Consider the following 26,923-nt stretch of genomic DNA (forward strand, 5'->3'; position numbering starts at 1 on the left):
ATGCAATCAAAAGCAATGGATATGCCAACTGGAGGCGCTGGCGTCGGGGAAGAAAATCATTTCAATACAATTACTTAGATGACCGGCGCCGGAACCGGCCGGGATGGTGGCGCCGATTTATGCAGCTTGCACAGATGTCGCCCAGGCCGCCGCGTGGCCCGGCAGGGGCCGCGGCGCGAACGTCGCCGCGCGCACGGCGCGGCCGATGCGGTCTACTTCACCTCGGTACGAACCGGCGCGTCCTTCAGGCCGTTATTGTCGTAAGCCTTGCGCAGCGTGCCGTTGGCGATCGCGTCCGTCATGAATTTGGTGACGAAGGCAGCCGCGAGCGGATGGTCGAGCGGCACCGCGACCGCAGTCACGGTCTGCTTGAAGGTCTCGTCCAGCACGCACGTGCCCGGAATCTTCTTCGCCATCGCCATGAGCTGGTCGCGCGACAGCGCGAAGGCGTCCACCTCGCCGTTCTCCAGGAGATGGAAAATCTCGTCATAGGTCTGATAGCCGGTGACCTTGGCGTGCTTGAGATGCGCGATCGCGCCACGCATGGTCGTGGTGTTGTTGACGGCGGCGACCTTGACGCCATCCTGGTCGAGGCTGGCGAAATTCGTGATCTTCGAGCCTGGTCTCACGATATAGGTGGCGTCGGCGACCTCGTAGATCGGCCCGAACGTCATCTTCGTTTCGCGCTCGGGATCCTTCGGCAGGAAGGTGACATCCCAGGTGTTCTTCGCCGCAGCGTCGGTGATCTGCCCGGAATTCTGGTGCACGACGTATTCGACGGGGACGCCGAGCTGCGCGGCCATCGCCTTGCCGAGATCGACGGGAACGCCGGCATAGCCCTTCTCGCTCTTGGTCGACCAGAATGCGCCGCCTGCCGGGCTGATTGCGATCGCGACCCGGAGCTTTCCGGTCGGCGCGATCTGATCCGTCAAGGCGTCGGCATTGGCTGATGTGGCCATCACTATCACTCCCAGAACAAGGCCAGCCAGACGCAGCAATCGAGACAACATCGGATGCCCTCCACGCCGGCTCTTGCGCCCGGCGGCGCGCAACAAACCGCACGAGGCCGCCTTGCGCAAGCTGCGCTTCGCGCAAGGGAGCTATCCGTATCGGCCTATTTGACCCGGATGGTGATCTTTTCGGAGACGACGGGCGGGTTGAATGGATAATGCTTGGCGTCGCCCAGCACGAGCTGCAAGGTATGCTTGCCGGGCGCCAGATCGAGCTGCGTCTCGGTCTGGCCGGCACCGAAATGCAGATGGGACTTGTCCGACGGGATCGGCTCATTCGGATTGAGCGGCTCGTCGACGTCGACCAGAAGATGGTGGTGGCCGCTGTTTGGAAACTCGTCGCCGGCATGGGTGACGCCCATGTTGCGCAGCCCGAAGCGGCACACGAACGATCCCCTGAGCGTCGCGCCGTTGTGCGGCCAGATAAAGTACAGCTTGGTGTCCTTGCCCGCCGGCTTGTTTTGCGCGACGGCAGGAGCAGCGAGCAATGTCAGTGCCGCGGCGAGCATGATCAGGCGTGCACGTCTCATAGCCCCTCCATGAAACCCGGCGATTGCGGATGATCGCTCAGGGAGACAGCGCGATCCGGAAACCGTGGGTCGGATAACGAACATTGGTGTCGTAATTGTCGCGATTGGCCGGGCGCACATAGCGTGCGTCGTTCTTCCAGGAGCCGGAGCGAATGACATGGGAACCGCAGTCGCCTCCGGTCCAGACCGCACCGTCGTCCGGTGCACCCTGGTAATTCCTGTGCCAGCAATCCTCGACCCATTGATCGACCCCGCCGCCCATGTCGTAGAGCCCGAACGGATTCGGCTTAAAGCTGCCGACCTTCACCGGTTGTTCTGCCGAAGCGTCGCCGCCGCAATCCTTGCAGCCGACGTGGCCCGGCTGCACCTGATCGCCCCACCAGTATTTCGATTGGGTTCCGCCGCGCGCCGCGTATTCCCATTCGGCTTCGCTCGGAAGCCGATAGGGCTTCTTCATCAGCTCGGCGAGCCAGGCGACATATTGCTTCGCATCGCTCCAGCTCACATTGGTGACCGGAACGTCATCCTTGCCGCTGGCCGTGAAGCCGCAGGCCTTGGCCGCGGCGCAAGCATTCCACTCCCGGACGGTGACCGGGAATTTGCCCATCGCGAACGGCTTGACCGTCACCTTGCGGATCGGCCGCTCGGACGGGTCGTCATTGCTGCCCATCGAGAAGCTGCCGCCCTTGAGCGACACCATCTCGGGCTCCGGCACGTCCGGTGCCGGGCTCGCGGCAGGCGCAGGTTGCGGCAATGCTTGCTGCGCCGGTGCCGCCGGGACCGGACTTGAACTCTGGCTCGGCGCCGGCGCCGGCTGCTGCACGGCAGGCGACGCCGCCGGTGCCGGCGGCGCCTGCGGCGCCTGCGCCAATTCGGCCAGCTTGCTCCGCGGTTGCGCAAGCAGGTACCACAACACGCCGCCCGCGATGGTCGCGACCGCCAGTCCGAGCAGCGTGAGCAGGATGGACTCGCGGCGCCGGCGCGTCCTCTGGTAGGCGGCGGCGTCCGGCAGCACGCGGTAGACCCGGATCGGATCGGTGATGTTCTTCACTTTCTTGTCGCCGAGCGATTCGTAGCCGCAGACCATCTTGTGCTTGATCTGCTCGTAGATGCCGCCCGAAATGAATACCTCCCCCGGCGCGGCAATCCCTTCCAGGCGCGAGGCGACATTGACGCCGTCGCCGTAGATATCGTCGGCTTCGATGATGACGTCGCCGAGATTGACGCCGATCCGGTATTCGATCCAGTGATCCCTGGCGATCGCCGCGTTGCGGCCGACCATGTTTTGCTGGATCACGATGCTGCAGCGGACCGCTTCGACCGGACTGTCGAAGATCGCGATGAAGCCGTCGCCGGTGGTCTTGACCAGCTTGCCGTGGTGCTCTGTGATGGTGGGCTCGACGAGATCACGCTCGATCCGCTTGACGCGCGTATGCGTGCCCTCTTCATCGAGCTGCATCAGCCGGCTGTAGCCGGCAATATCGCCGACCACGATCGCCGCGAGCCGCCGCGGCATCGCTTCGCCGGGCGGTGGCCTGCCCGGCTTGCCGGATCTGAAGTCGCGAATTTCGCCCATGGCGTCGGCTGCTCCACAAACCACAAATGGCAGTGATCGGCGCAACCGGCGCCCGGGCCCTGCGACCCATGTGGAGCGTATCACACCACCCGGTCCGAACAAAGTTTGTGACGCCATTGTGCAATGCGCGAAAAAGCGCCATCCGCTCGTGGCGGATGGCACTTTGGCCTATTTCAGCTCGCGTTGCTGCGGCAAACCGTCAGCAGGTCAGCCCGTCTGCGTGACAGGGCTGCGAATCTCGCGCGGCAGGATGATCGCGGCTGCGATTGCCAGCAGGCACAGCGCCGCGAACGCGCGCAGCATCATCGAGAAGCCGCCCTGGTCATGCAGCCAGGCCACCAGGCCGACGGAGGCGCCCGCCGCGGTGAAGCCGACGAAATAGCGCACCGCATAGGCGCGCGAGCGCCATTCCTCGGTGGTGTATTTGCCGACCATCGCATCGTTCACCGTCACCTGGCCGAACGCGCCCATCACGATGCCGATCGAGACCACGATCAGCGGCAAGTTGGACAGGCTCGCTGCGAGATAGAGGAACGGCGCCAGCATGAACGACAGCGGCAGCGCCACCGTCTTCAGTGAATGTTTGTCGAGCAGCTTGCCGATCGTGTACTGCGTCATCGCGCCGAACACATAAACTCCGGCGGCGATCACGCCGAGCAGCGCCGGGCTCTTGGTCAGATCGGCGAGCCGTTCGGCGAACAGTTTCGGCAGCGCCACCGTCACCGCGTTGAACGTGGTCGAGATCGCGATCACCACGATCAGCAGCGACAGCACCACCCGCCACATGTCCTCCTTGGCGACGCGCACCTGTGCCGCCGCCTGCTTGGAGCCCTTGCGATCCTCATGCACCACCGTCATCGCAAAGGCGATGCCGATCAGCACGGTGACCGTGCCGGGCACGATGAAGGCCCAGCGCCAGCCGAGATACTGGCCGATCACGCCGGTGACCAGCGCCGACGAGGCGACGCCGAGATTGCCCCAGACGCCGTTGATCCCCATCTGGGCGCCGAGCTTCTCGGCATAGGACACGATCATCGCGGTGCCGACGGGATGATAGATCGAGGCGAAGATGCCGATCGCAAGCAACGCGGCGCCGAGTTGCAGCGGCGTCTGCACGAAGCCGACCGAGATCATCGAGAGGCCGATGCCGACGAAGAAGATCACCATCATGTGGCGGCGGCTCCAGCGGTCGCCGAGCCAGCCGGTGATCAGCGAGCCGGCGCCGAAGGCGATGAAGCCCGGCGTCGCATAGGGCAGCAGCTCCGAATAGGCCATGCCGAGCGCCGGGCCCATGATGATGACCGCGGCGGCGAAGATCAGCATCGCGTAATGGTCGATGAAATGGCCGGCGTTGACGAAGCTGATCACCCGGCTCGGACTGTTGCTCGGACTGTTCTTTGGACCATTCATGGGCACGTCTTTCAGGCGATTCTTCAATTGCTCGGAAATAGGTTATAGGTGCTTGTCCTGACGGGATGTCGCCAATGACTATCGCTGAGCCGCCAATCAGAGCCCTCCACAACGACCGGCGCGTCACCGGCGACGGCGTGCACATGGTCGCGCGCAGCTACCAGAAGGGCATCCGGCTCGATCCCCACATGCACCGCGAGGCGCAGCTGGTCTATGCCGCCAGCGGCACCATGCAGGTGACCACGCCGAAGGGCCGCTGGCTGGTGCCGCCGGACCGCGCGGTGTGGGTCCCTGCCCTGCTCGCGCATGCGATCGACGTGCTCGCCGACATCGAGATGCGCACGCTGTATTTCGACCAGGCCTGGCTCGCGCGCGAAAAGCGCAGCGACAGCCTCGGCCATGAATTCGTGGTGCGGGTCTCGCCGCTGGTGCACCAGGCGATCCTTGCGCTGTTCGACGTATCCTGCGGACGCGAGCGCACCGACCTGCTGATCAGGCTGGTGATGCTGGAACTGCACCAGGCCGAGGATTCCGCGACCTTCATCCCGCTGCCGCAGGAGCCGCGCTGCCGCCGCGCCGCCGACATCGTGCTGGCCGATCCGACCAGGGACCATGAGATCGATGCGCTGGCGCGCACGGTCGGCACCTCGGCGCGCACACTGTCACGGCTGTTCGCGGCGGAGACGCAGCTCTCCTTCAAGAGTTGGTGCCAGCGCGCCCGCATCGCGGCGGCAATCGAGCGGCTGTCGACCAGCGCCAACGTCTCGGTCAAGCAGGTCGCCTCCGACCTCGGCTATGCCAGCGTCCCCGCGTTTTCCCACGCGTTCCGCCAGGTTACCGGCAAGACACCGACCGCGTTCGCGGAGAAAACGTGAACGGGAGTTGTCACCGGGCGCAGCCAAGACGAATGATAAGGCGAATTATACCGCTGTCGCGTTGCGACATATTTCCGTACGATCCATGCGCTTGATTGCATTCCTGCCGACCTTAAATCCCGTGTAAGGTCCGGCTTCACTGGATGCGACCCGCTGGATACGACCTGCCCATGGCCAACGCCTTTTTCTCCGACTTGCTCTCGACGATTTCCGAACGCGGCCGCGTCCTGCTCGGCCGCGCCAGCCCGGCCAACGACAGGCAGGATGCCTCCGAGCTTCTGGAATTGTGCGAGGCGCTGCTGTCCGGCCGCGGCGAAGCCTCCGGCACCGCGATGGCGCGCGAAGTGCTCGACCGCTACCACCACCTCGACGCCGCCGGCCGCTTGTCGTTCTTCCAGACGCTGGCCCGCGATTTCGGCCCCGACCACGCCAGGCTGGCGCAGGCGATCGAGAGCTGGCGCACCAAAGCCAATGGCGAGGACGCCAGCGACCTGCATTTCGCCTCCGAGCCGCGCCGCCAGGAATTGATCCGCCGGCTCAATCGCGCGCCCGGCGGCACCGGCGAGCTGGTGTCGATCCGCTCCGATCTGCTTTCATTGATGAAGGGCAACAAGGACCTTGCCGCGCTCGATCGCGACGTGGTGCATCTGCTCTCGTCCTGGTTCAACAGGGGATTCCTCGTGCTGCGCAGGATAGACTGGTCGTCGCCGGCCAATATTCTGGAGAAGATCATCCGCTATGAGGCGGTGCATGAGATCCGCGATTGGGACGATTTGCGCCGCCGCATCGATCCGGTCGACCGCCGCTGCTACGCATTCTTCCACCCGGCACTTGCCGACGAGCCGCTGATCTTCGTCGAGGTCGCACTCACCGAAGCCATCCCGGGCGCGATCGCGCCGCTGCTGGCGGAAGAGCGCGAGCCGGTGCCGGTCGAGAAGGCCCGCACCGCGGTGTTCTATTCGATCTCCAACACCCAGCGCGGCCTCGGCGGCATCTCGTTCGGCAGCTTCCTGATCAAGCAGGTGGTCGAGGAGCTGCGCCGCGAACTGCCCAAGCTCGACACCTTCGTGACGCTGTCGCCGGTGCCGGGCTTCATGCAGTGGGTCAAGCAGGCCGACGACGTGCCGCTGTCAGATGAGGACCGCCAGCTGCTGGAAAATCTCGGCAAGCCCGACTGGCCCGAGAACGCCGAGCTCGCCACGCAATTGCGCGCCGTGCTCGAGCCGCTCGCCGCCTACTACTTCCTGAAGGCGCGCACGCCGAAGGGACGGCTGATCGATTCGGTCGCGCGCTTCCATCTCGGCAACGGCGCGCGGCTGGAGCGGATCAACTGGCTCGGCGACCTCTCGCCCAAGGGCCTGCGCGAATCCGCCGGTGTCATGGTCAACTACCTCTACCGGCTCGACGACATCGAGAAGAACCACGAGGCCTACGCCAACAATGGCGAGGTGATTGCCTCGAGCGCGGTGAAGAAGCTGCTGAAGGGCGAAGGCCGCCGGCTGCTGGATATGCGGCTAGGGTAGACCGCCGCTCAGCTCCCTCCCCGTCATTGCGAGGAGCGCAAGCGACGAAGCAATTCATCGCGCCACTGCGGGACAATGGATTGCTTCGCTTCGCTCGCAATGACGGCTAATCATCGCTCCGGCCTCGACACGCTCGACGCCTAAAACCTCGCCCGCACCGTCAACCGCACCGTGCGGCCCTGTCCCGGCGAGATGTTGTTGTTGCCGTCGGCGGAGGCCCAATAGCCCTTGTCGAAGATGTTCTCGACGTTGAGCTGGGCGCTCCAGGTCTCATCGATCCTGGCATAGACCGCCGCATCGAAGCGGACGAAGCTTGGCAGCCGCACGGTGTCGTCGGACGAGGCGAAGGAATCGCCGAAATAGATCACGCCGAGCGCAGCCGACCACATCGGCGTGAACTGATACTTGCTCCACCAGGAAAACTGGTTGTACGGCACGAGCTGGACGCGGTTGCCGGGCACGACGGTTGCCGAGGTCGCGCCGGTGATCTTCGCGTCGGTATAGGCATAGGCCAGCGACGACTGCCACTGCTCGGTGAAATGGCCGGTCAGGCTCGCCTCGACGCCGCGCGTGAGCGTGCTGCCGGAGGGAAAGAAGAAGCCGGGATTGTTGCCGTCGGGGATCGGCTGGTTGGTACGGTTCAGATTGTAGACCGCGGTCGAGAACAGCAGCTTCGGATTGATGTTCCACTTCATGCCGAGCTCGACATTCTCGAAGCGCTGCGGCTGCAGGATCAGCGTGCCGTCGGTCAGCGAGCTGAACTGGTCGCCGGACGCCGGCAGATAGGAGATGCTGTAGGCGGTATAGACCGACATCTGCTCGATCGGCTTGATGATCAGGGCGCCCTGCGGCGACACCAGATTGTCGACGCGGCCGCGATTGGTGTTGGTGTTCATGTCGGTCGCCGACATGTCGAAGCGATCGAAACGCGCGCCGGCGATGATCTGCACGGCGCGGGAGATCTCGATGGTGTCCCTGACATAGCCGGACTGGATGTTCAGCGCATAACGGCTGTTCGAGTCGGGCGTGGTGACGCCGTCGGTATTGGTGCCGGTGAAGTGGTGGATGAACGTCACCGCGCCGAAATAGGTCGGGGCGAACGGATTCTGCACGATGGTGTTGGTGCCATCAGGGAATACGCCGGTGTTGCGGATGTCGACGCCGCTCTGGCGGCCGAACTCGGTGCCGAAACCGACGGTGTGGAACAGCGGGCCGGTCCAGGTCTTGTAGGCGAAATCGGTCTGGTTGAAGACGTTGTCGCGGTTGGTCGTGTGCTGATAGGCGCCGAGATTGACCGCGGTGTCCGCCGGGTTGACCGCGCCGGCGAGCGCGCCGCCGGTCGGATAGACGTTCTGGTAGAATTTCTGGTAGTCGGCCGCGATGGTGCCGTTGCGCACCGTCAGCCCGTTCTCGAAATCGTGCTCGATGATAGCCATGCCGGTCTGCACCGTCGCCTGCGCGGTGTTCAGGCTCGGGCTGCCGAAGAATGTCGAGAAGTCGCCGTTCGGCGCAAACGGCGCCGTCGGGTTGAAGCGGGTCGCGCCGCCGGGCACACCTTGCGAGGGATTGCCGCGGTCGGCCGTGCGCGCGTCGTGGAAATACTCGTAGCTCAGCTTGATCTTGGTATTATCGTCCGGCTTCAGCGTCACCGTCGGGTTGATGCCGTAGCGCTCGAGATGGTTGAAGTCGCGGAACGCGTCGGCGCCCTCGTAGAACACGTTGAGCCTCGCCGCGACGTTCTCGTTGATCGCCTGTCCGGCATCGAGGGTGACACGGCGATCGCCCCACGAGCCGGTCTGCGCCGTCGCCTCGTAGACGCGGTTGCCGTCGGCCTCCTTGAGCGTGCGGTTGAGCAGGCCGCCGCCGGCGCCGCGGCCGAAGGTCAGCGCGCTCGGCCCCTTCAGCACCTCGATGCTTTGGGCGTTGTACATGTCGCGGAAGTACTGCACGTCGTCGCGGAAGCCGTTGACGAAGAAGTTGGCGCTGGAATCGACGCCGCGGATCACGAGCTCATCGCGATTGCCTTCGCCCTGATGCACCGCGACGCCGGGAACGTAGCGGGTGACGTCGGTGACGCCCTGGTAGTTCTGGTCGCGGATCTGCTCCCGCGTCACGACGCTCAGCGACTGCGGAATGTTGACGATCGCGGTGTTGGTTCGGGTCGCAACCTGTGTGCTGTTGGCGAAATAGCCCGACGTGCCGGTGCGGGCATCCTGCGACTCCGTGAAAGGCTTCGGCGCGGCCGCAGGCTCGATCCGCCGTGCCGTCCGGGTGCGGCGGCCGCGGGCAGCGGCGGTGTTGCGTGACGTAGACGGCAAAGTGCGGCGACGTTGCGCGGCAGGCGCGGTGACGGTCACCGGCGGCAACGACGAGGCGCCGCCTTGCGAGGGGGTCGACTGCGCCCGCGCAGGTGACGTTGCGAGCGGAAAGCTCAGCGCGAGATAGCTTGCCGTGAGCAGCGCCAGCTTCGCAAGCAAAGCGACGCGACGATTTTCTTGTAGTCTTGATGTCATGACGTCGTCCCCAAGCAACTCGCGCCTTGCGGGAAGGCGATGCGCCGTCCTCTAGAGACGTGAGGCGTTGTGCGTCCAGACGATGAGCCCGGGAAAATTTTTGCGTGATGTCGGAATAAAGTCGTGACGAAAGCGCGCAGGTGCCGCGCACGGCGAGCGCAGGGCTGGAAAAGTCAAGGATGCAAATGGTTTCCGTCGGCTTCCGGATTTGCGCCGGGAAACGAAGAGCGGCGCTTGCGCGCCGCCCTTCTTGTAGTAATTCCAGATTGTATCGGTTCTAAGCGGCTTCTTGATGGGCCGTCGTCGTCACGCGATTGCCGAGCGCGGCCGCAGTCCCGCCGGCAGATGCGTGTCGATCCAGGCTGTGATCGCGCGCTCGTTGCGATGGTAGAGCAGGCCCGCGGCGATCACGGCAATGCCGATCAGCGACAGCGAGAAGGGAAACCACAGCGAGTCCTTGAACACGACGTCGGCAAGATGTCCGAGATAGAGGCAGATGCCGAACGCGCCGAACACCGCATAGGCGCGCCGCATCAGGATCACGGCGATCACGACGAGGCCGACATTGAGCAGGCAGTAGATCGCCTTGCCCAGTTCGGTCGAGCTCGAGGACGCAGAGATGCCGCCCCAGAACGCCATCAGGCCGAACAGATGCAGCCAGAACGCGAAGTCACCGTTGCGGCTGCGATAGTCCACGATCCAGGCCACCGCGAGGACGGCAAGACCGAACCAGACCGACACGCGGCGCTGCGTCTCGAAGTCGGCATGGGCCGTGCCGCTGAACCATGGCGCCAAGTCCATCGACATGAACCACAGCGCAAACGCGATGATCGCGACGATGAAGGCGAAGCGGAAATAGCGCAGCGCGACGATGCCGGCGGCGACGGTCGCGAGTTCCATGAAGATCCAGCTGCCCTTCACCCAGACGTAGAAGTCCTGCACGGTTCCGGGCTTGCCGAACTTGCCCCACCAGCCGAGTTCATCCTGGATGCCATAGACCGCAAGCGGCGCCATCGAGACGGCGATCGCGATCAGCAGGCCGCCGGGAACCCGCAGATTCTTGCCGACCCAGAGGTGGTGACCGGCCACGGCGAAAGCGGCGGCATAGGCGATTGCGCAGGCCGTGAGCGCTCGTCCCCCCATCTGGGTGAACGCCAGGGTCGAGAACAGGCCCATGGCGCCGATCACGATCAGGGCGCCGGCATACCAGAGCACGTGGGCGGCATCGAACCTGGCGGCCGGGCTGGCATCGCCAGTGGCGCCCTGCCCCTCATGGCTGGACAGGAAGGCGAGCAGCCGGTCCAGATCAGCCGCGCTGATCACCCCGGCATCGGCAGCTTCCCGAAGACTCTTCGCTGAATATGGCATGCGGTTGTTCCTCATGGCCGGTTCCGACGCCTTCCCGGTTCCGGACGAGGCGCCTCTCCCCCATAAGTATATCGGAACGTGAGCAACGTTCAATCTTATATTGAGCAATGCTCAAATTATTTAGCAGCCGGCCCACCGGGCGGATGGGCACCAGCTAATCGGCCAGCGCCTTCATTTCCTTGGAGAGATCCGACTTGCCCTCGAACCCGATGCCGGGGAGGTCCGGCATCACGATGTGGCCGTTCTCGACGCGGACGCCGTCGGGGAAACCGCCATAGGGCTGGAACAGGTCGGGATAGCTTTCATTGCCGCCGAGCCCGAGGCCGGCCGCGATGTTGAGCGACATCTGGTGGCCGCCATGCGGGATGCAGCGGCTCGGCGACCAGCCGTGGGTCTTCAGCACCTCGAGCGTGCGCTGATACTCGCACAGCCCATAGGACAGCGCGCAGTCGAATTGCAGCCAGTCGCGGTCCGGCCGCATGCCGCCGTAGCGGATCAGGTTGCGCGCATCCTGGTGGCTGAACAGGTTCTCGCCGGTCGCCATCGCCCCGGGATAGAATTCAGCCAAGGCGGCCTGCAGCGCATAGTCGAGCGGGTCGCCGGCCTCCTCGTACCAGAACAGTGGATACTCCCGCAGCATCTTGCGTAGGCGATCGCGGTTTCCAGGTCGAAGCGGCCGTTGGCGTCGACCGCAAGCTGCGCGCTGCTGCCGATTTCCTTCAGCACCGCCTCGATGCGCTCGCGGTCCTCAGTGAGCGGCGCGCCGCCGATCTTCATCTTCACGACGTTGTAGCCGCGGTCGAGATAGCCGCGCATCTCCTTCCGCAGCGCGCCGAGGTCCTTGCCCGGATAATAATAGCCACCTGCGGCGTAGACGAAGACGCGCGGATTGGCGCTCACACCGTGGCGCTCGGCAAGCAGCCGGAACAGCGGCTTGCCCGCGATCTTCGCCACCGCGTCCCACACCGCCATGTCGATGGTGCCGACCGCGACTGAGCGCTCGCCATGGCCGCCCGGCTTCTCGTTCGACATCAGCGTCGACCAGACCTTGTCCGGATCGAGATTGTCGCCGGTGGCATCGAGCAGCGATTTCGGGTCGGCTTCCAGGAGGCGCGGCGCAAAGCGCTCGCGGATCAGACCGCCCTGCCCGTAACGGCCGTTGGAATTGAAGCCGTAGCCGACCACCCGCCGGCCGTCGCGCACCACATCGGTGACCACGGCAACCAGGCTCGAGGTCATCTTGGTGAAGTCGATATAGGCGTTGCGGATCGGCGAGGAGATCGGTTTCGTCACCTCGCGGACGTCGACGATGCGGACGGACATGGTTGAGCTTTCGGAGTTGTCGGGGCACGTCATTCCGGAGCGATACGAAGCATCGAACCCGGAATCTCGAGATTCCGGGTTCACGTCTCGCGTGCCCCGGAATGACGGTGGTTACTTCTTATCCCGGAAATACGGCTCGACCGGCCCGTGCACCTTGATGGTCAGCGGATTGCCGTAACGGTCCTTGGCATTGCCGGCGGTGACGCGCACCCAGCCCTCGCTGATGCAGTACTCCTCGACATTGGTCTTCTCGGCGCCCTTGAAGCGGATGCCGACGTCGCGCGCCAGAATCTCCGCATTGTAGTACGGGCTGTTCGGATCGACCGAGAGGCGGTCGGGGAATTGGTCGTTGGTGGTGTCGTCGCTCATAGCAGCGCCTCGATTTCCTTCTTCAATCCTTCGGGCCGGGCGGTCGGCGCATGCCGCGCCACGACCTTGCCGGCGCGATCGACCAGAAACTTGGTGAAGTTCCATTTAATCGCCGGTCCGAGCAGGCCCGACTTCTCACGTTTCAGGTGTTCGTACAATGGATGCGCACCTGAGCCATTGACGTCGATCTTGGCGAACATCGGAAACGTCACGGCATAGTTAGTCTCGCAGAACGCCGCGATCTGTTTGGCATCGCCCGGCTCCTGCGCACCGAACTGGTTGCAGGGAAAGCCGAGCACGGCAAAGCCGCGCGGCGACAATCCGGCGTGCAGCTCCTGCAGGCCCTTGTATTGCGGCGTGAACCCGCAGGCGCTCGCGGTGTTCACGATCAGCAGCACCTGCCCCTCGAAATCCCGCAGCGGCATGTCCTCGCCGGCGAGCGATTTGGCGGTGAAATCGTAGACCGTCGGCATCTTCAGCTCACCGGATCGATCGCAGCCGACGGCGTGCCGCCGGCCTCGACCGCCTCGCCTGCGGCGAGGCAGAGATCCTCGCGGTAGCGGGCCGCCACGAGCTGCACGCCAACCGGAATCCGTCCCACGAGGCCGGTGGAGACGACGAGCCCCGGCAGACCCATGAATGGGATCGCGATCTGCGGCAGCTGCGCGTGCCAGACCCGTGCGAACGACGCCTCGTCCTTGCGGTCGAGATGATCGGGGAACGGCAGCTCACCGGACACCGGCATCAGCAGCACGGGATATTTGTCGAGGAAGGCGAACCATTCGCGCGTCAAGGTCGCGCGGCGGGTCAGCGCCTGCGACAGGTCGAACGGATGCACCCTGGCGCGGACGCCGCGCAGGCAGGCCAGCGCGCCGGGATCGCCCTCGCGCTCGGCAAACGCAAGCTGCGCCTCGTAGCCGTCGCCGAGCCAGAGCCGGGTCTGGATCTCGGCCGCCTCACGCAGGGATGGCGTGTTGGCAACTTCCTCGACGATCCAGCCGGCGGCTTGCAGACGCTTGCCGGCGTCGGCAACCGCAGCGACCACTTCCGGTACCGGGTTGAGACCATCGGGATTGAGGCACATCGCAACGCGCTTCTCGCGCGGCGGTCCCTCGAGCGGCACCGGTGCGTACCAGGGATCGCGATAGTCAGGTGCCGACATCGCCGCGAGCGAGATCCGCAGATCGTTGACCGTACGTGCCAACGGGCCCGAGACCGCGCTGATCTGCGGGCCGATCGGACGCTCCGGCAATGCCGCGTTGAAGGCCGGGATGCGGCCCATGCTCGGCCGCAGTCCGTGCACGCCGCAGGCATAGGCCGGATAGCGGATCGAGCCGGCGATATCGGTGCCGTGGGCGATGTGGCCGATGCCGGCCGCGACCGCGGAGCCCGCGCCGCCCGACGAGCCGCCCGGGGTGATGCCGGGATCGCGCGGGTTCTTGGTGTCGCCGTGAATGAGGTTGGTGGTGAACCAGCGATAGGACACCGCCGGGCAATTGGTGCGGCCGAGCAGCACCGCGCCGGCCTTGCGCAGATTGGCGACCACCGGGTTGTCCACCTTAGCGATCAGGTCGCGCTGCGCCTTCAGGCCGTTGGTGGTGGCGTAGCTTCCTGGTCGACATTGACCTTGATCGTGATCGGCACGCCGGCAAGCGGCCCCACCGCCTCACCGCGCGCAATTGCCGCATCGACCTTCGCGGCCTGCGCGAGCACGTCGTCCGGCCGGTGATCGACCACCGCGTTGATCTTCGGGTTGACCGCATCGAGCCGAGCGAGCCCGGCCTCGGCCGCCTCCTTCGCCGATACCTTCTTCGATTTGATGAGGCCGGCGAGCTCGGTTGCCGACAGACGCCAAAGATCCTGCATGAGATACTCCGTGTGACGGAGGCTTTTTAGCGCTGCATGCGAGGCAAGGCCAGCGGCCTGCCGCGTAGCCGGTCAGCGGAAATGCGCGATGTAATAGGCAAGGTCGCCGATCTGCTCCTTGGTCACCGTCTGCATCACGTCCGCCATGGTGGCGTCGTAGCCGTGCCGGCTGTTGTCCTTGTATTCGGCCAATGTCTTGGCGAGGTAATCCTCGCGCTGGTTGGCGATGCGAGGGACGTTGTCCTTGCCGGAGAAATCAGTGTTGTGGCAGCTGTTGCAGCGGTTCTGCTGCGCCAGCGCCTGGCCGCGCGCCATCCGCGCCGGATCGCCGGCATCCGCGGGCGGCGCCGGCTTCGGCAGGGTGGCGATGAAATCCGAGAAGGCGCGCAAATCGTCGTCGGTCATCGGCTTCGCCATCTCGTTCATCGGGTCGAATACCCTGAGCTTCTCGCGGAACATGAACAGCTGGATCAGCGCATAGGGCGCCTGCTGGCCGCCGAGCGATGGCGTGTTCTCGGTTTCCGACGTGCCGTGTTCGCCGTGGCAGGCAAAGCACGCCGCAGCGCGCTCCTGGATGGTCTCGGCGTTTGCGGAGAAGCTGAGAGCGGCCAGCGCCGCGGCGATTGCGAACTTGCGCATCGGTCCATCCTTGCATGCAGTTCAAAAAGAAAATCGGGGGCAGCACGCGCTGCCCCCGATCCCTGGGTTTCGGCTTATTGATTGGCGACCTTCGGCTTGCCGTAGCTGATGCGATAGACCGCGCCGTTCCAGTCGTCGGAGACCAGCAGCGAGCCGTCCTTCAGCAGCATCACGTCGACCGGGCGGCCGACATACTTGTTGTCCTCGAGGAAGCCGGTCATGAACGGCTCGACCGACTTCACGGTGCCGTCCTTGTTGAGCCGCACGACGACGACGTCACCGCCCTGTTTCTGCGACTTGTTCCAGGAGCCGTGACGCGCGACGAAGATCACATTCTTGTAGGTCTTCGGGAACATGCTGCCCGTATAGAAGCGCATGCCGAGCGAAGCGGTATGCGGACCCATCAGACCGACCGGCGGCGTGTAGTCCTTGCAGTTCTTGCCCCAGCCGAGCTCCTGGTCGATGATGTTGCCCTGGTAGCAGAACGGCGCGCCGAAATCCTCGCCCGCCTTGGTGACGCGGTTGAGCTCGTCTTCCGGCACCGTCTCCGACAGCCAGTCGCGGCCGTTGTCGGTGAAGTACATCTGCTTGGTCTCGGGATTCCAGTCGAAGCCGACCGAATTGCGCACGCCGAGCGCATAGACCTCGGCACCGGAGCCGTCGAGATTCATGCGTCGGATCTGGCCGTGGTCGGCGTCATGCAGCACGTTGTTGCCGGGCTGACCGACCGGGACATAGAGCTTGTTGTCGGGACCGATGGCGATGAACTTCCAGCCATGCGCCTCGTCCTTCGGCAGCTTGTCGTAGATCACGGTCGGCTTCGGCGGGTTGTCCAGATTGTCCTCGATCTTGTCGATCTTGGAGACCTTCGAGAGCTCGGCGATGTAGAGCGTGCCGTCCTTGAAGGCGACGCCGTTCGGGCGGTAGAGGCCGGAAGCGATCACCTTGACCGAGCGTTTGCCGTCCTTGTTGACGATTGCATAGACCTTGTCGACGAGGCGGCTGCCGACGAACACCGTTCCTTTGTCGCCGAGCGCCATCGAGCGCGCATTGGCCATCCCGGCCGCATAGACCTCGACATTGAAGCCGGCCGGCACCTTGAGCTTGGCGAGCGGCAGCTTGTCGGGCGCAGACGGCAGCGGCGGCGGCGCCACCGGCGCCAGCTTGGCGGCGGCTTCATTGTCCGGACGCCCGATCAAGGGCGAGCCCGGCGGCAGCGGCTGGGCGGCCGGAGCAGCACCTGCCGCCGGTGCGGCCGCCGGTTGCTGCGCCGCAGCAGAGAGCGTGAACGCGCCCAGCATGGCCCCCGCCAGCAGCAGGCTGCGCGGTGCGAACGAGTGTTTTTTCATGATGATCTCCCCTGGGTGGAAGCCTTTGTTCATCGCGCCATTGATGTCGATCGGCGCATTAGGCTTTCCGTTCATAGTCTTGCGAATTTGTCCGGACAAATGCAATCGGAAACATGCCGACATCGTCCAACGCATGGTTGTGACCACGGTTGTGACCGCGCGGCAGCGCCGGCGTTTCTCAGTGCCTTGTCATCGAGCGGTCCGGGCGATCGAGAATCGCCTCGGTGAACGGAAACTCCAGCACGATCTCGCCCTCGTCGTCGGTCACCTCGATGACAGCGCTGAGCAGCGCGCCGTCGGCTCCTTCGGTCTTGAGCAGCTCGCGAATCATCGCCCGGGCCATCTCCCACGCGCGATCCGGGTCGCGCAGGATTTCGCCGTCGGGGTCGGAGATCAGCTCGTCGCCGATACGGGTATTGAAGAAATAGCGTGGCATCGGCTGAACTCGGCTCGGTTAGTCGCTTCCCGTGACCGGGAAGCACAGGATCGTCATCAGGACCTTGGGAGGATCACCCGGCCCCAGTCTCATAATCCAAGATCACCATTCGCCGTGTGGCGAACAACAGGAAAAAGGTCTGATGGCACCGGGTTTTGACGGGAAATGCGCGCACAAATTTGTGAGTGGTCCGGATTTGTCTTCCGCAGTGCAGCATACCATTCCGCAGGACGCCTAGCGAAAAATTTAGGTGGCGAACTTTCCGAACCGCAGTAGTTTAATCTCAGGGCGGAAAGTTCGTCCGGTTGCAACAAGGAGAGCCTAATGGCCTGGAAAGCACCGAAGATCGTGGAAGTGTCGGTCGGCATGGAAATCAACATGTATATGTGCGCCACCCGCAAGTAAGCGGCAGCGCCCTATACACGTTTAGCGTTTTAGCGCAGGTGGACATCCGGGCGTAACGCGCTCCCGAGCATGGGGGTGTGTTTCAAATCCGGAGTCCACCTCGTAACGTTTCTGGATCTGAGAAAAACTCTCCAGGGGACGGATCATGCTTCGTGTCGTCGTCCTGGGTGCCGCGGCGGGTGGCGGCGTTCCGCAGTGGAATTGTGGCTGTGCCGTTTGCAGGACGGCGCGAAGCGACCATCCCGAATTGCAGAGCACGCAAGCCTCGATCGCCGTCAGCGGCGACGGCGCGCACTGGTTCCTGGTCAACGCCTCTCCCGATCTCCGCCAGCAGCTGATCACGACGCCGCAGCTTCATCCGAAGCACGGCGCGCTGCGCCACAGCCCGATCGCGGGCGTCATCCTCACCAACAGCGAGGTCGATGCGGTCGCCGGATTGCTGTCGATGCGCGAGGGCTCGCCGTTTGCGATCTACGCGCATCAGCGGGTGCTCGCGATCCTGCGCTCGAATAGCATCTTCAACGTGCTGAGCGAGAAGAACGTCGCCCGCCTGCCGATCGCCGTCGACCAGGCCTTCGAGCCGGCCCTGCCCGATGGATCGCCGTCGGGGCTCGAAGTGCTGCCGTTCGAGGTTCCCGGCAAGGGCGCATGGTATCTCGAAGGCAAGGCCCACCCGGCAGGCGCCGACGGCGTCGGCGATACGCTGGGCCTGCGTATTGCGGACAAGCGCAGCGGCAAATACTTCTATTTCCTAGCCGCCTGCGCGCGGGTCACTGACGAGCTGAAATCGCGGCTCAAGGGCGCGCCGCTGGTGTTTTTCGACGGCACGGTTTGGCGCGACGACGAACTGATCGCGGCGGGGCTGGGCACCAAGACCGGCCAAAGCATGGGACATATCGCGATGTCAGGCGATCACGGCGCGATCGAAAGCCTCGCCGGTCTCGACATTGGACGAAAAGTGTTTTTGCATATCAACAATTCCAACCCGGCGCTGCTTGGGAGTTCGGCCGAACGCAAGACGGTCGAGCACGCGGGCTGGCAGATACCTTCGGACGGAACGGAGATCGTGCTGTGAACGTCGTGCCCACCAATGGAATGACCGCGCTCTCGATCGGCAAGGGCATCACGCTCGACACTGCCGAAGAGATGGAGGCGACGCTGCGCACCATCGGCGCGACGCGCTATCACAGCCTGCATCCGTTCCACCGCCTGTTGCACGGCGGCAAGCTGAACAAGGGCCAGGTCCAGGCCTGGGCTCTCAACCGCTATTACTATCAGAGCACGATCCCGCTGAAGGACGCGATGGTGATGACGCGCTTTCGCGATCGCATGACGCGGGTCGAGTGGCGCCACCGCATCGAGGATCATGACGGAGATCTCGGCAGTGAGGGCGGCATCGAGCGCTGGCTGAAGCTGACCGAAGGCCTCGGCCTCGACACCGCCTATGTCGAATCCACCGAAGGCATCCTGCCGGCGACGCGCTTTGCCGTGGAAGCTTATGTACATTTCTGCCGCGACCGCACGCCGCTGGAGGCGATCGCCTCCTCGCTCACCGAATTGTTCGCGCCGAACCTGCATGAGGAGCGCATCTCGGGGATGCTGAAGCATTACGACTTCGTCAACCCCGACATCATGAGCTATTTCAGCCGCCGCCTCACCCAGGCGCCGCGCGACGCCGGCTTTGCGCTCGACTACGTCAAGCAGCACGCCAGAACGCCGGCCGAGCGCGAGGCTGTGTGCAACGCGCTGATCTTCAAGACCAACGTGCTGTGGGTGCAGCTCGACGCGCTCTATCACGCCTATGTCGAGGGCCAGATTCCGCCCGGCGCCTTCGTGCCGAAGACAGGTTAAAGCATGATCCGGAAAAGTGCGAAGCGGTTTTCCGAGAAGATCATGCTCAAACAAGGAGCTAAAGTGCGATGACGATTCAACTCAATCTCATCGCGCTTTAGAGACAACATCATGGCCAGCCGCAACATCAGCGTCAGCGAGACCAGCCGGCCGAAACTGCCGCGCCACACCAGGCTGAAATTCGACGAGACGCGGCAGGTCTGGGTGATCCTGGCGCCGGAACGCGTGCTGGCGCCGGACGAGATCGCGGTCGAGGTGCTGCATCTCTGCGACGGCGTGCGCAGCGTCGGCCAGATGGTGGACCAGCTCGCGGAAAAATACGCCGCGCCGCGCGAGGCGATCGCGACCGACGTGATCGCGATGCTGCAGGACCTGGCCGACAAGGGCTTTCTCACCGAAGCGCGCGAGAGCACGGCATGACTGACACGCTCGCCGGCAACAAGACAACGGCAGTGGGCCCAACCGACGGGCTCGCGGTGCTCGAGCAAACGCGCTCGGCGGCCGAAACCTACGGCATCCCGCTCGCGGTGCTGCTCGAGGTCACCCACCGCTGCCCGCTGCAATGCCCCTATTGCTCCAACCCGGTCGAGCTAGACCGCGGCTCGACCGAGCTCACCACCGAAGAGTGGAAGAAGGTGCTGAGCGAGCTTGCCGAGCTCGGCGTGCTGCAGGTCCATTTCTCCGGCGGCGAGCCGACCGCGCGCAAGGACATCGTCGAGCTGGTGCAGCACGCGACCGATGTCGGGCTCTATTCCAACCTGATCACCTCGGCCGTGCTGCTGACCAGGGACAGGCTGTCGGCGCTGGCCGATGCCGGCCTCAGCCATGTGCAGATCAGCTTTCAGGGCAACGAGCCCAACGTCGCCGATCGCGTCGCGGGCCTGAAGGACGCACACAGGAAGAAGCTCGAGGTCGCGAAATGGACCCGCGAGCTCGACATGCCGCTCACGGTCAATGCGGTGATGCACCGGCAGAACCTGCATCAGCTGCCCGACATCATCCAGATGGCGGTCGATCTCGACGCCGACCGGCTCGAAGTCGCCAACGTGCAGTATTACGGCTGGGCGCTGAAGAACCGCGCTGCACTGATGCCGACGGTCGCGCAGATCGAGGAAACCAGCCGCATCGTCGAGGAAGCCCAGGCGCGCCTGAAGGGCACGCTCGCGATCGACTATGTCGTGCCGGACTATTACGCGCTGCGGCCGAAGAAGTGCATGGGCGGCTGGGGCCGCCAGTTCTTCAACATCTCGCCGGCCGGCAAGGTGCTGCCCTGCCACGCCGCGGAGAGCATCACCGGGCTCGAATTCGAATCCGTGCGCTCGAACCATTCGATCGCCTGGATCTGGCAGAACTCGGAGGCCTTCAACCGCTATCGCGGCACCGGCTGGATGCCGGAGCCGTGCAAATCCTGCGAATTCCGCGAGGTCGATTACGGCGGCTGCCGTTGCCAGGCCTTTGCGCTGACCGGCGATGCCGGGAATACCGACCCGGCCTGTGCGCTGTCGCCGCGGCATGAGGAGATCTTCAAGCAGGCCGAGCAGGAATCCGCCGGCACGCAGAACCGTTTCCTCTACCGCAACTTCGCCGGCGGCACGCTGGAGACAGACCAACTCCAGGAAGAACCCCAGGACAAATCTCATGGCGCCTGACGCCGACGCCGGCAAGGCTGCCAGGCGCGCCGATCCCTTCGCTCCGCTGACATCGGAATGGCTCGATGTCGGCGACGGCCACAACCTTCACGTCGAGAGCGTCGGGCGCGAAGGCGGCATTCCCGCGGTCTATCTGCATGGCGGCCCTGGCAGCGGCTGCCAGCCGGACCATCGCCGGCTGTTCGATCCCGAGCGCTTCCACGCGGTGCTGTTCGACCAGCGCGGCTGCGGCCGCAGCCGGCCGAAAGGCAGCCGCGACCACAACACGACGCAGCATTTGATCGCCGACATGGAGAAGATCCGCGAACGCTTCGGCTTCGCACGCTGGATGGTGGCCGGCGGCTCCTGGGGCGCGACGCTGGCGCTGGCTTATGCAGAGGCCCATCCCGAGCGCGTCAGCGGCCTGGTGCTGCGCGCGACCTTTCTCGGCACGGCGGAGGAGCTGGAAGACGTCTTCGGCGCGCCTTGCCGCGCTTCTATCCCGACCTCTCGGAGGATTTCCTCAACTTCCTGCCCGAGCATGAACGTGCGGCGCCACTTGCGGCCTACTACCGCCGCATCCTCGATCCCGACGCCGCCGTGCATGCGCCGGCCGCGCGCGCCTGGCATGACACCGAGCGCGTGCTGTCGGAGCACACGCCGAAGCAGACGCGGCTCGATCTGAAGGCCTCAGGCGCCCTGCCCTCGACGCCTTTCATGGAGGCACACTACTTCGCCAACGATTGCTTCATGCGGCCGAACCAGTTGATGGAGGAAGCCGGCAAGCTCGCCGGAATTCCCGGCATCCTGGTGCAGGGCCGCTACGATCTCCTGTGCCCGCCCGCAACCTCGCACGCGCTCGCCGCGCGCTGGCCGGGCAGCGAGGTCCGCGTTGTCGATGGCGCCGGCCACATCCTCTACGACCCCGGCATCCGCAACGCCGTGATGAAGGCGATCGCGGATTTGGCGGCAAGACAATGACCAGGGCGCGTACCCATAGATTGGAACGCCCGCAAGGCAGACGAATTGGACTGCTATGCCGACCGGAGTTCGACCTGTCCGTTTGGGGTCTTTGAGATCTGTCGTACGAGATCGTTTGCGGCTTCGCCTGTCCAATCAGGATTAGAGACTTGAAGATGCCCGCCGTACAGCAGCAAGCCAGCTAGCGCTATCGACCAGAGCGGGCCCTGCCCGATCTCAATTGCTACCCGTTGCAGCCGCCCCTGTCATTTCCGCGTGCCGTGTGGCTGGCTCGATGAAGCGGAAATGTTCCGCCATTGCCGAAATTAATCGTCGAAATAGAGTTCCTTGTCCTAGGGAGCCAATCGCCGGCGCGCGCGTTCTGTTCCAGGAACACAGGTGAAAGACAGAAGCATGGGTTTGGACAGGATCGTCTTCTCTGACCTACCAACAGAGACGATGGTTATGTTCACTAGTGAACATTTTTATCAACGGCGGGCGATCTACTGCAGCAGTAGCCTTGTTGTCTCACATTGTTCGCCGCTTCGTGCAGAACGATAAAGATTGAGCCTATTACCGAACGCGCCATGGATCACACACGCAATCGCATTTCGACCGGCAACGCCGGTCTGGACTATGTCCTTCGCGGAGGCTTGCCGCGCAACCGCTTGTACCTTGTCGAGGGAACGCCCGGTTCAGGCAAAACAACGCTCGCGCTCGAATTTCTCCAAGATGGTCAATCCAGGAACGAGCGCGGGCTCTACATCACTTTGTCGGAAACCAAGGAAGAGCTAGAAGTCGTCGCGGCCTCGCATGGTTGGGATCTAGGCGGAATTGATATTTTTGAACTGAGCGCCGCCGACGAAGTTCTCGGCCCAGGCAGAGATCAGTCGATACTCCATAGCTGGGAGATCGAGCTTGGAGAGACAATCAAGCTCATCAAGACGCAAGTGGAGAGGATCAAGCCGACCAGGGTCGTGTTCGACAGCCTTTCCGAAATGCGGCTGCTCGCCCAGGATCCACTGCGGTATCGGCGGCAGCTTCTCCTTCTGAAGCAATTCTTCTCCGGTCTCAGTACAACCGTCTTGCTGGTGGACGACTTCACTGGGTCAGGCACCGGTTTGGACAATCACTTACATAGCCTTTGCCATGGCGTCATCACCCTGTCACGGCTGACGCTGGACTTTGGCGCGGCACGGCGACGGCTTCAGGTTCAAAAACTTCGAGGCGTCGATTTCATCGCCGGCTTTCATGATTTCGTCATTCGGCGTGGCGGCTTGGACATTTTTCCTCGACTGGTCGCAGCTGAGCATGGAATCGAGCGCTCGAACGAACTCGTTCCCAGCGGCATACCGGAACTTGATGCGCTACTGAACGGCGGTCCTACGCGCGGCACAGGAGTTCTCATCACCGGACCTTCCGGCGCAGGAAAGACAACTCTCGCGCTGCAGTACCTTGCTGCCGCTTGCGAGAGAGGAGAGAAGGTGACGGTCTATCAATTCGACGAGCGTATCGACACTCTTCTCGCACGCGCGGAAGCAATGGGCCTCAACCTTGGGGCGTGTATCGAGAAGGGGCAGCTTGTCGTTCGGCAGATCGACCCGGCCGAGATTTCGCCAGGCGAGTTCGCTGCCGACGTTATGAAGGAAGTTGAACAACGCTCCGTCAAGATCCTTATGATCGACAGCCTCAGCGGCTACGTCGCCGCCATGCCGCAGGAGCAGCAACTCGTTCTGCAGCTTCACGAACTCCTGTCCTACCTCAGCCAGTCGGGCGTCCTGACTCTGTTGATTAACGCCCAAAGCGGCTTCTTCGGAAACATGCAGACAAATGGTTTGGACGTTTCTTATCTGGCAGACACCGTCATCCTTCTGCGGTTCTTCGAGGCTGCAGGACGTATCCGGAAGGCCATCTCCGTCGTCAAGAACCGCTCCGGAAAGCACGAAGACACGATCCGCGAGATGCGCATCGACGACAGGGGAGTGAGGGTCGGCGAGCCTCTGTCGGAGTTCAAGGGCGTCTTGACCGGAACACCGGAATACACGGGCGCAACCAATCCCCTAATGGAAGATCGCGGTTCAGGTGCATAGGACAGCCGCTGAAGGCCATCGCGTCCTGATCATCGCCCCTTACGGCCGCGATGCGGACAGCGTATCGGCACTACTGATGTCTCACGGCTACGATACGAAGATTTGCGAGACCTTCAACGAGCTTGCGCCACTCGTCGATGCGCACGCGGGCGTCATTCTGATCACCGAGGAAGCACTCCGCGAAGACGCGTCGACGCTGGAATCCGCATTGACGGCACAACCCGCGTGGTCGGACATTCCGTTCATTCTGCTGTCCGGCCGACGAGCAGGGCGCGAGCGTCCGAATGAAGCCGTCCGCCGGAAATTGCCGCCAAACGCCACGAATGTGGTCTTGCTCGAGAGGCCGCTAAGCAGCGAATCCCTGCTGAGTACGATCACATCGGCTATGCGGGCGCGACAGCGACAATTTTTGATGCGCGATCAACTTGCGGAATTGGACACGCAGCGGGCCAGCTTGAGGACGCTTCTCGACAATCTCCCGGTCGGGGTCGTGTTTCTTGACAAGACGGGAACTGGTCTGGTCTCCAACCCGGCATTCAAACGCTTTTCCAAGTCTGGCAAAAGCCCCGCTTTCGACCCCACAGCGGAGCATGAATGGCTTGCGCAGGACAGCGACGGCTCCCCGCTCTCGCGAAACCGTTTCCCGAGCGCGCGTGCGCTGCACGGCGAATATGTGACCGGGGTCGAATTTCTCTACACGGGCTTGGCGGAGGGACCAATATGGACCCGCATCAGCAGCGTCCCGATCTTGAGAGAAGACGGCGCGATCATGGGTGCGATAAGTGTCGTCGTCGACATCAACGAGCAAAAGCTTGCGCAGCAAAGGTTGGCGAAGGCCGCCGAGACGCTCGAGTTGCAGGTGGCCGAACGTACCGCGGAGCTTGAAAAGGCCTTGTCCGATCTCCGTAGGGAGACGGCAGAGCGGTCGCGGGCAGAATCCGCGCTGATCCAAGCTCAAAAAATGGAAGCTGTCGGCCAGCTCACTGGCGGCATTGCGCACGACTTCAACAACATGCTCACCGGCGTCATCGGCGCGATCGATTTGATGAAACGGCGCATTGCATCGCATCGGCTCGACGACTTGAATCGCTTCATGGACGCGGCGAGCACATCGGCGCACCGGGCTGCCAATCTGACATCACGACTTCTCGCCTTCTCGCGCCGGCAATCTCTCGACAGCAAACCGACCGATATCAATGCTCTCGTCCGGTCGCTCTCGGACCTGCTGCATCACACTGTGGACGAGAATATCTCGATCGCCATCCAAACCAACGAGGACGTGCCCGCCGCCATAGTGGATGCCAATCAGCTTGAGAACGCGATCCTTAACCTCGCCATCAACGCGCGAGACGCGATGCCTAACGGAGGCAAGCTTACCGTCGAGACCGCTGCAATTGACCTCGACGCGACATATTCAAGGGCTCGACCAGGCATTTCGCCCGGCCGCTACGTGGTCGTGGCAGTTTCGGACACCGGCGTCGGAATGACGCCGGACGTGATCGAAAAGGTCTTTGATCCTTTCTTCACGACAAAGCCGGTGGGGCAAGGTACCGGTCTCGGTCTATCGATGGTCTACGGGTTTGCGCGGCAGTCGAACGGCCAAGTCCGGATCCATTCGACGCCCGGCCAAGGCACCTCCGCGAAGATCTACCTGCCGGCTGCGGATCAAGGGGCGATCGAGACTACCGTCCAGCATGAAGCGTCTCCGCAAGGAACCGGTCAGCCCGTTCTGCTTGTCGAAGACGACCCTTCGGTTCGTCTTCTCATCGGCGAACTGCTATCGGAGCTGGGTTACCGAACGATCGAAGCACCTGATTCCGACTCCGCAATCAAGCTGCTGGAAAGCGGTCGTCCGATAGACATGATGATTTCCGACGTTGGACTGCCCGGCATGAACGGCCGGCAACTCGCTGAAGTCGCTCGCAAGCATCACCCGAAGGTGCCGATCCTATTCGTCACGGGCTATGCCGCAAACGCCGCCATTCGAGCTGGCTTCCTTGGAACAAACATGGCGATGATAAGCAAGCCCTTTCAGATCGAGGAACTAGCGGCAAAAATAGGTGAGATGCTGTCCCAGACACTGCGTTAGCTTGTGCGACGCGTCGATCCGGACGCGTCAGGTCGAGAACGTCGGTGCAAGCAAGAGAAACGCTGCGTCATGTCGCGAGCGGCTTTTCATCAACGCGGCGGCAGGGAAGCTCTGATCCGCTCCGAGAAATCGGGCGCGCCGTCGGCTGCCTGTGCGGCCAGGTTGATCAGGGAGCGTTGCCGCAATTCATCGAACGACACGTCCGTGTTGATCCGGCCCGACTGATACAGGTAGCTGTCGATCAGGCCGTTGAGAAGATGACGGATGTCGAGCCTTCCGCCGCGTCCCGCCGCATTGGCGTAGCGTACGATGTTGATTGTGCAGCTATTGGTCAACAGATGATAGAATTCGGGGTGATCGGCGAGCTGGTTGATGCGCTCCAGGTAAACCAGCAACAGGCGGCGCGCGTCGCCGGCGGATGAATTGAGGCGATAAAGATAGGTCGGCTCGTTGCGATGGTTGGTCCGCACGCCAACGAGGTCGCGCTCGGTGCCCACCACGTAAATCAATTCGAATTGCTTGAACATGGATGCGATGGGAGCAAAACCTTCGCCGATCTCTGGGCGCGTCTCGATCGAGATGGTCAGCGGCGGCACATTGTCGAACATGAAGCTCAGAAACGTGTGCCCAACTGGCCCTTCCATAAAATAGGAAACATAGAAATCGATAGCTTTTAGGTGTGACAGCTGCACCTCGCGCTCTTCGTAGCGCACCGTGAAATCGTTGCGCGAGCGATAGTCGAAATCGCGCACGCCGGTGAACCGCACACGGTCGCCGTCGATGACGCCCGCGGCATGACAGCCACTTCCGGGCGCCAATGACGATCATTTGACGGGGGAATGGCAATCCACCATCCGACGATGCCGAAAAACAGCGCGGCCACCACTGCGGACATGCTGCGCCGTCGCGACGGCCACAGCCCCCATACCGCAAATAGCGCGAAAGCCGCCGCCAGCGCGAGGCGTGCCCAGGCCCACGGCAGGTTGGAATAATAGACAGCCAGCGTGGCCCATGTGACAGACAGGGCCTTCACCAGAAAGCCGATGATTGCAATCAGCCGGTCGGCGATTCGAGTCAGAAATCCGACAAGTGCACTCATTGGCGTCCTTGGCA

24 protein-coding genes and 2 pseudogenes are annotated in these 26,923 nt (G+C 63.4%); 11 read left to right on the forward strand and 15 right to left on the reverse strand.

All coding sequences use genetic code 11. The annotated features are described in order from the left end of the window. Positions 1-212: 212 nt before the first annotated feature. The 4 genes from ALC15_RS27520 to ALC15_RS27535 form a co-directional block, all read right to left on the reverse strand. Positions 213-959: a transporter substrate-binding domain-containing protein gene (locus ALC15_RS27520; RefSeq protein ID WP_050629991.1), complete on the reverse strand. Its 747-nt coding sequence runs from the start codon at positions 957-959 to the stop codon at positions 213-215. Between the two features lie 155 nt (positions 960-1,114). Beyond that, positions 1,115-1,540: a DUF4399 domain-containing protein gene (locus ALC15_RS27525; protein WP_050629992.1), complete on the reverse strand. Its 426-nt coding sequence runs from the start codon at positions 1,538-1,540 to the stop codon at positions 1,115-1,117. 37 nt (positions 1,541-1,577) lie between these two features. Further along, complete coding sequence (locus ALC15_RS27530) at positions 1,578-3,116, reverse strand: SUMF1/EgtB/PvdO family nonheme iron enzyme (RefSeq protein WP_050629993.1); 1,539 nt, start codon at positions 3,114-3,116, stop codon at positions 1,578-1,580. 207 nt (positions 3,117-3,323) lie between these two features. Next, positions 3,324-4,526, reverse strand: a complete 1,203-nt coding sequence (locus tag ALC15_RS27535; protein ID WP_050629994.1) for an MFS transporter — start codon at positions 4,524-4,526, stop codon at positions 3,324-3,326. A 74-nt stretch (positions 4,527-4,600) separates the two neighbouring features. Here ALC15_RS27535 and ALC15_RS27540 point away from each other — a divergent pair, with 74 nt between their 5' ends. Continuing rightward, positions 4,601-5,401 carry an AraC family transcriptional regulator gene (locus ALC15_RS27540; protein ID WP_050630019.1) on the forward strand — a complete coding sequence of 267 codons (801 nt, stop codon included), beginning with the start codon at positions 4,601-4,603 and terminating at the stop codon, positions 5,399-5,401. A gap of 170 nt (positions 5,402-5,571) precedes the next feature. Beyond that, positions 5,572-6,924: a malonyl-CoA decarboxylase gene (locus ALC15_RS27545; RefSeq protein ID WP_050629995.1), complete on the forward strand. Its 1,353-nt coding sequence runs from the start codon at positions 5,572-5,574 to the stop codon at positions 6,922-6,924. A gap of 140 nt (positions 6,925-7,064) precedes the next feature. Here ALC15_RS27545 and ALC15_RS27550 read toward each other — a convergent pair whose 3' ends face one another. From ALC15_RS27550 to ALC15_RS27590, 9 genes and pseudogenes are all read right to left on the reverse strand, one after another. After that, positions 7,065-9,437, reverse strand: a complete 2,373-nt coding sequence (locus ALC15_RS27550) for a TonB-dependent receptor (RefSeq protein ID WP_050629996.1) — start codon at positions 9,435-9,437, stop codon at positions 7,065-7,067. 306 nt (positions 9,438-9,743) lie between these two features. Continuing rightward, positions 9,744-10,805 carry a hypothetical protein gene (locus tag ALC15_RS27555; protein ID WP_050630020.1) on the reverse strand — a complete coding sequence of 354 codons (1,062 nt, stop codon included), beginning with the start codon at positions 10,803-10,805 and terminating at the stop codon, positions 9,744-9,746. Between the two features lie 154 nt (positions 10,806-10,959). Then, a pseudogene (locus ALC15_RS27560) lies at positions 10,960-12,128 on the reverse strand (mandelate racemase/muconate lactonizing enzyme family protein). 111 nt (positions 12,129-12,239) lie between these two features. Next, the gene (locus ALC15_RS27565; RefSeq protein WP_050629997.1) at positions 12,240-12,497 is read right to left on the reverse strand and encodes a DUF3297 family protein; all 258 of its coding nucleotides are present in this window, start codon (positions 12,495-12,497) and stop codon (positions 12,240-12,242) included. Then, positions 12,494-12,970 (reverse strand): glutathione peroxidase, encoded by a 477-nt coding sequence (locus ALC15_RS27570; RefSeq protein WP_050629998.1) that lies wholly within the window; start codon positions 12,968-12,970, stop codon positions 12,494-12,496. The genes ALC15_RS27565 and ALC15_RS27570 overlap by 4 nt, the downstream gene beginning before the upstream one ends. A 2-nt stretch (positions 12,971-12,972) precedes the next feature. Continuing rightward, positions 12,973-14,363: pseudogene (locus ALC15_RS27575) on the reverse strand (amidase family protein). A 72-nt stretch (positions 14,364-14,435) separates the two neighbouring features. Next, complete coding sequence (locus ALC15_RS27580) at positions 14,436-15,002, reverse strand: c-type cytochrome (protein WP_050629999.1); 567 nt, start codon at positions 15,000-15,002, stop codon at positions 14,436-14,438. A gap of 74 nt (positions 15,003-15,076) precedes the next feature. Then, positions 15,077-16,351, reverse strand: coding sequence for a PQQ-dependent sugar dehydrogenase (locus ALC15_RS27585; protein ID WP_094194144.1), 1,275 nt, complete (start codon positions 16,349-16,351; stop codon positions 15,077-15,079). Between the two features lie 178 nt (positions 16,352-16,529). Further along, positions 16,530-16,787: a DUF6894 family protein gene (locus tag ALC15_RS27590; protein ID WP_016839844.1), complete on the reverse strand. Its 258-nt coding sequence runs from the start codon at positions 16,785-16,787 to the stop codon at positions 16,530-16,532. A 324-nt stretch (positions 16,788-17,111) separates the two neighbouring features. On the opposite strand from ALC15_RS27590, the gene pqqA reads away from it, so the two are divergent. From pqqA to ALC15_RS27630, 9 genes are all read left to right on the forward strand, one after another. Continuing rightward, positions 17,112-17,192: a pyrroloquinoline quinone precursor peptide PqqA gene (pqqA, locus tag ALC15_RS27595; RefSeq protein ID WP_035635412.1), complete on the forward strand. Its 81-nt coding sequence runs from the start codon at positions 17,112-17,114 to the stop codon at positions 17,190-17,192. Between the two features lie 145 nt (positions 17,193-17,337). Then, complete coding sequence (gene pqqB, locus ALC15_RS27600; RefSeq protein WP_050630000.1) at positions 17,338-18,267, forward strand: pyrroloquinoline quinone biosynthesis protein PqqB; 930 nt, start codon at positions 17,338-17,340, stop codon at positions 18,265-18,267. A gap of 20 nt (positions 18,268-18,287) precedes the next feature. Beyond that, complete coding sequence (gene pqqC / locus ALC15_RS27605) at positions 18,288-19,043, forward strand: pyrroloquinoline-quinone synthase PqqC (protein WP_035652015.1); 756 nt, start codon at positions 18,288-18,290, stop codon at positions 19,041-19,043. Positions 19,044-19,154: 111 nt separating this feature from the next. Beyond that, positions 19,155-19,463 carry a pyrroloquinoline quinone biosynthesis peptide chaperone PqqD gene (pqqD, locus tag ALC15_RS27610; RefSeq protein WP_050630001.1) on the forward strand — a complete coding sequence of 103 codons (309 nt, stop codon included), beginning with the start codon at positions 19,155-19,157 and terminating at the stop codon, positions 19,461-19,463. After that, a complete protein-coding gene (gene pqqE / locus ALC15_RS27615) occupies positions 19,460-20,692 on the forward strand; it encodes a pyrroloquinoline quinone biosynthesis protein PqqE (RefSeq protein ID WP_050630002.1) in 1,233 nt (410 codons plus the stop codon). Before pqqD ends, pqqE begins: the two co-directional genes overlap by 4 nt. Next, positions 20,682-21,356, forward strand: a complete 675-nt coding sequence (locus ALC15_RS27620) for an alpha/beta fold hydrolase (protein WP_244486286.1) — start codon at positions 20,682-20,684, stop codon at positions 21,354-21,356. The genes pqqE and ALC15_RS27620 overlap by 11 nt, the downstream gene beginning before the upstream one ends. Then, positions 21,314-21,652, forward strand: coding sequence for an alpha/beta hydrolase (locus tag ALC15_RS46570; protein ID WP_244486287.1), 339 nt, complete (start codon positions 21,314-21,316; stop codon positions 21,650-21,652). Before ALC15_RS27620 ends, ALC15_RS46570 begins: the two co-directional genes overlap by 43 nt. Positions 21,653-22,218: 566 nt before the next feature. Beyond that, complete coding sequence (locus tag ALC15_RS27625) at positions 22,219-23,721, forward strand: ATPase domain-containing protein (RefSeq protein WP_050630003.1); 1,503 nt, start codon at positions 22,219-22,221, stop codon at positions 23,719-23,721. Between the two features lie 76 nt (positions 23,722-23,797). Further along, positions 23,798-25,810, forward strand: a complete 2,013-nt coding sequence (locus ALC15_RS27630; RefSeq protein ID WP_094194145.1) for a hybrid sensor histidine kinase/response regulator — start codon at positions 23,798-23,800, stop codon at positions 25,808-25,810. A gap of 89 nt (positions 25,811-25,899) precedes the next feature. Here the strand turns inward: ALC15_RS27630 and ALC15_RS27635 are convergent, their stop codons facing one another. Both ALC15_RS27635 and ALC15_RS46575 read right to left on the reverse strand, forming a co-directional pair. Continuing rightward, complete coding sequence (locus ALC15_RS27635; protein ID WP_244486288.1) at positions 25,900-26,562, reverse strand: lipoprotein N-acyltransferase Lnb domain-containing protein; 663 nt, start codon at positions 26,560-26,562, stop codon at positions 25,900-25,902. Then, entirely contained in the window at positions 26,484-26,909 is a 426-nt protein-coding gene (locus ALC15_RS46575; RefSeq protein WP_244486289.1) for a hypothetical protein, read from the reverse strand. The genes ALC15_RS27635 and ALC15_RS46575 overlap by 79 nt, the downstream gene beginning before the upstream one ends. Positions 26,910-26,923: the final 14 nt, after the last annotated feature.

Source organism: Bradyrhizobium viridifuturi, from assembly GCF_001238275.1.
Classification (GTDB): domain Bacteria; phylum Pseudomonadota; class Alphaproteobacteria; order Rhizobiales; family Xanthobacteraceae; genus Bradyrhizobium; species Bradyrhizobium viridifuturi.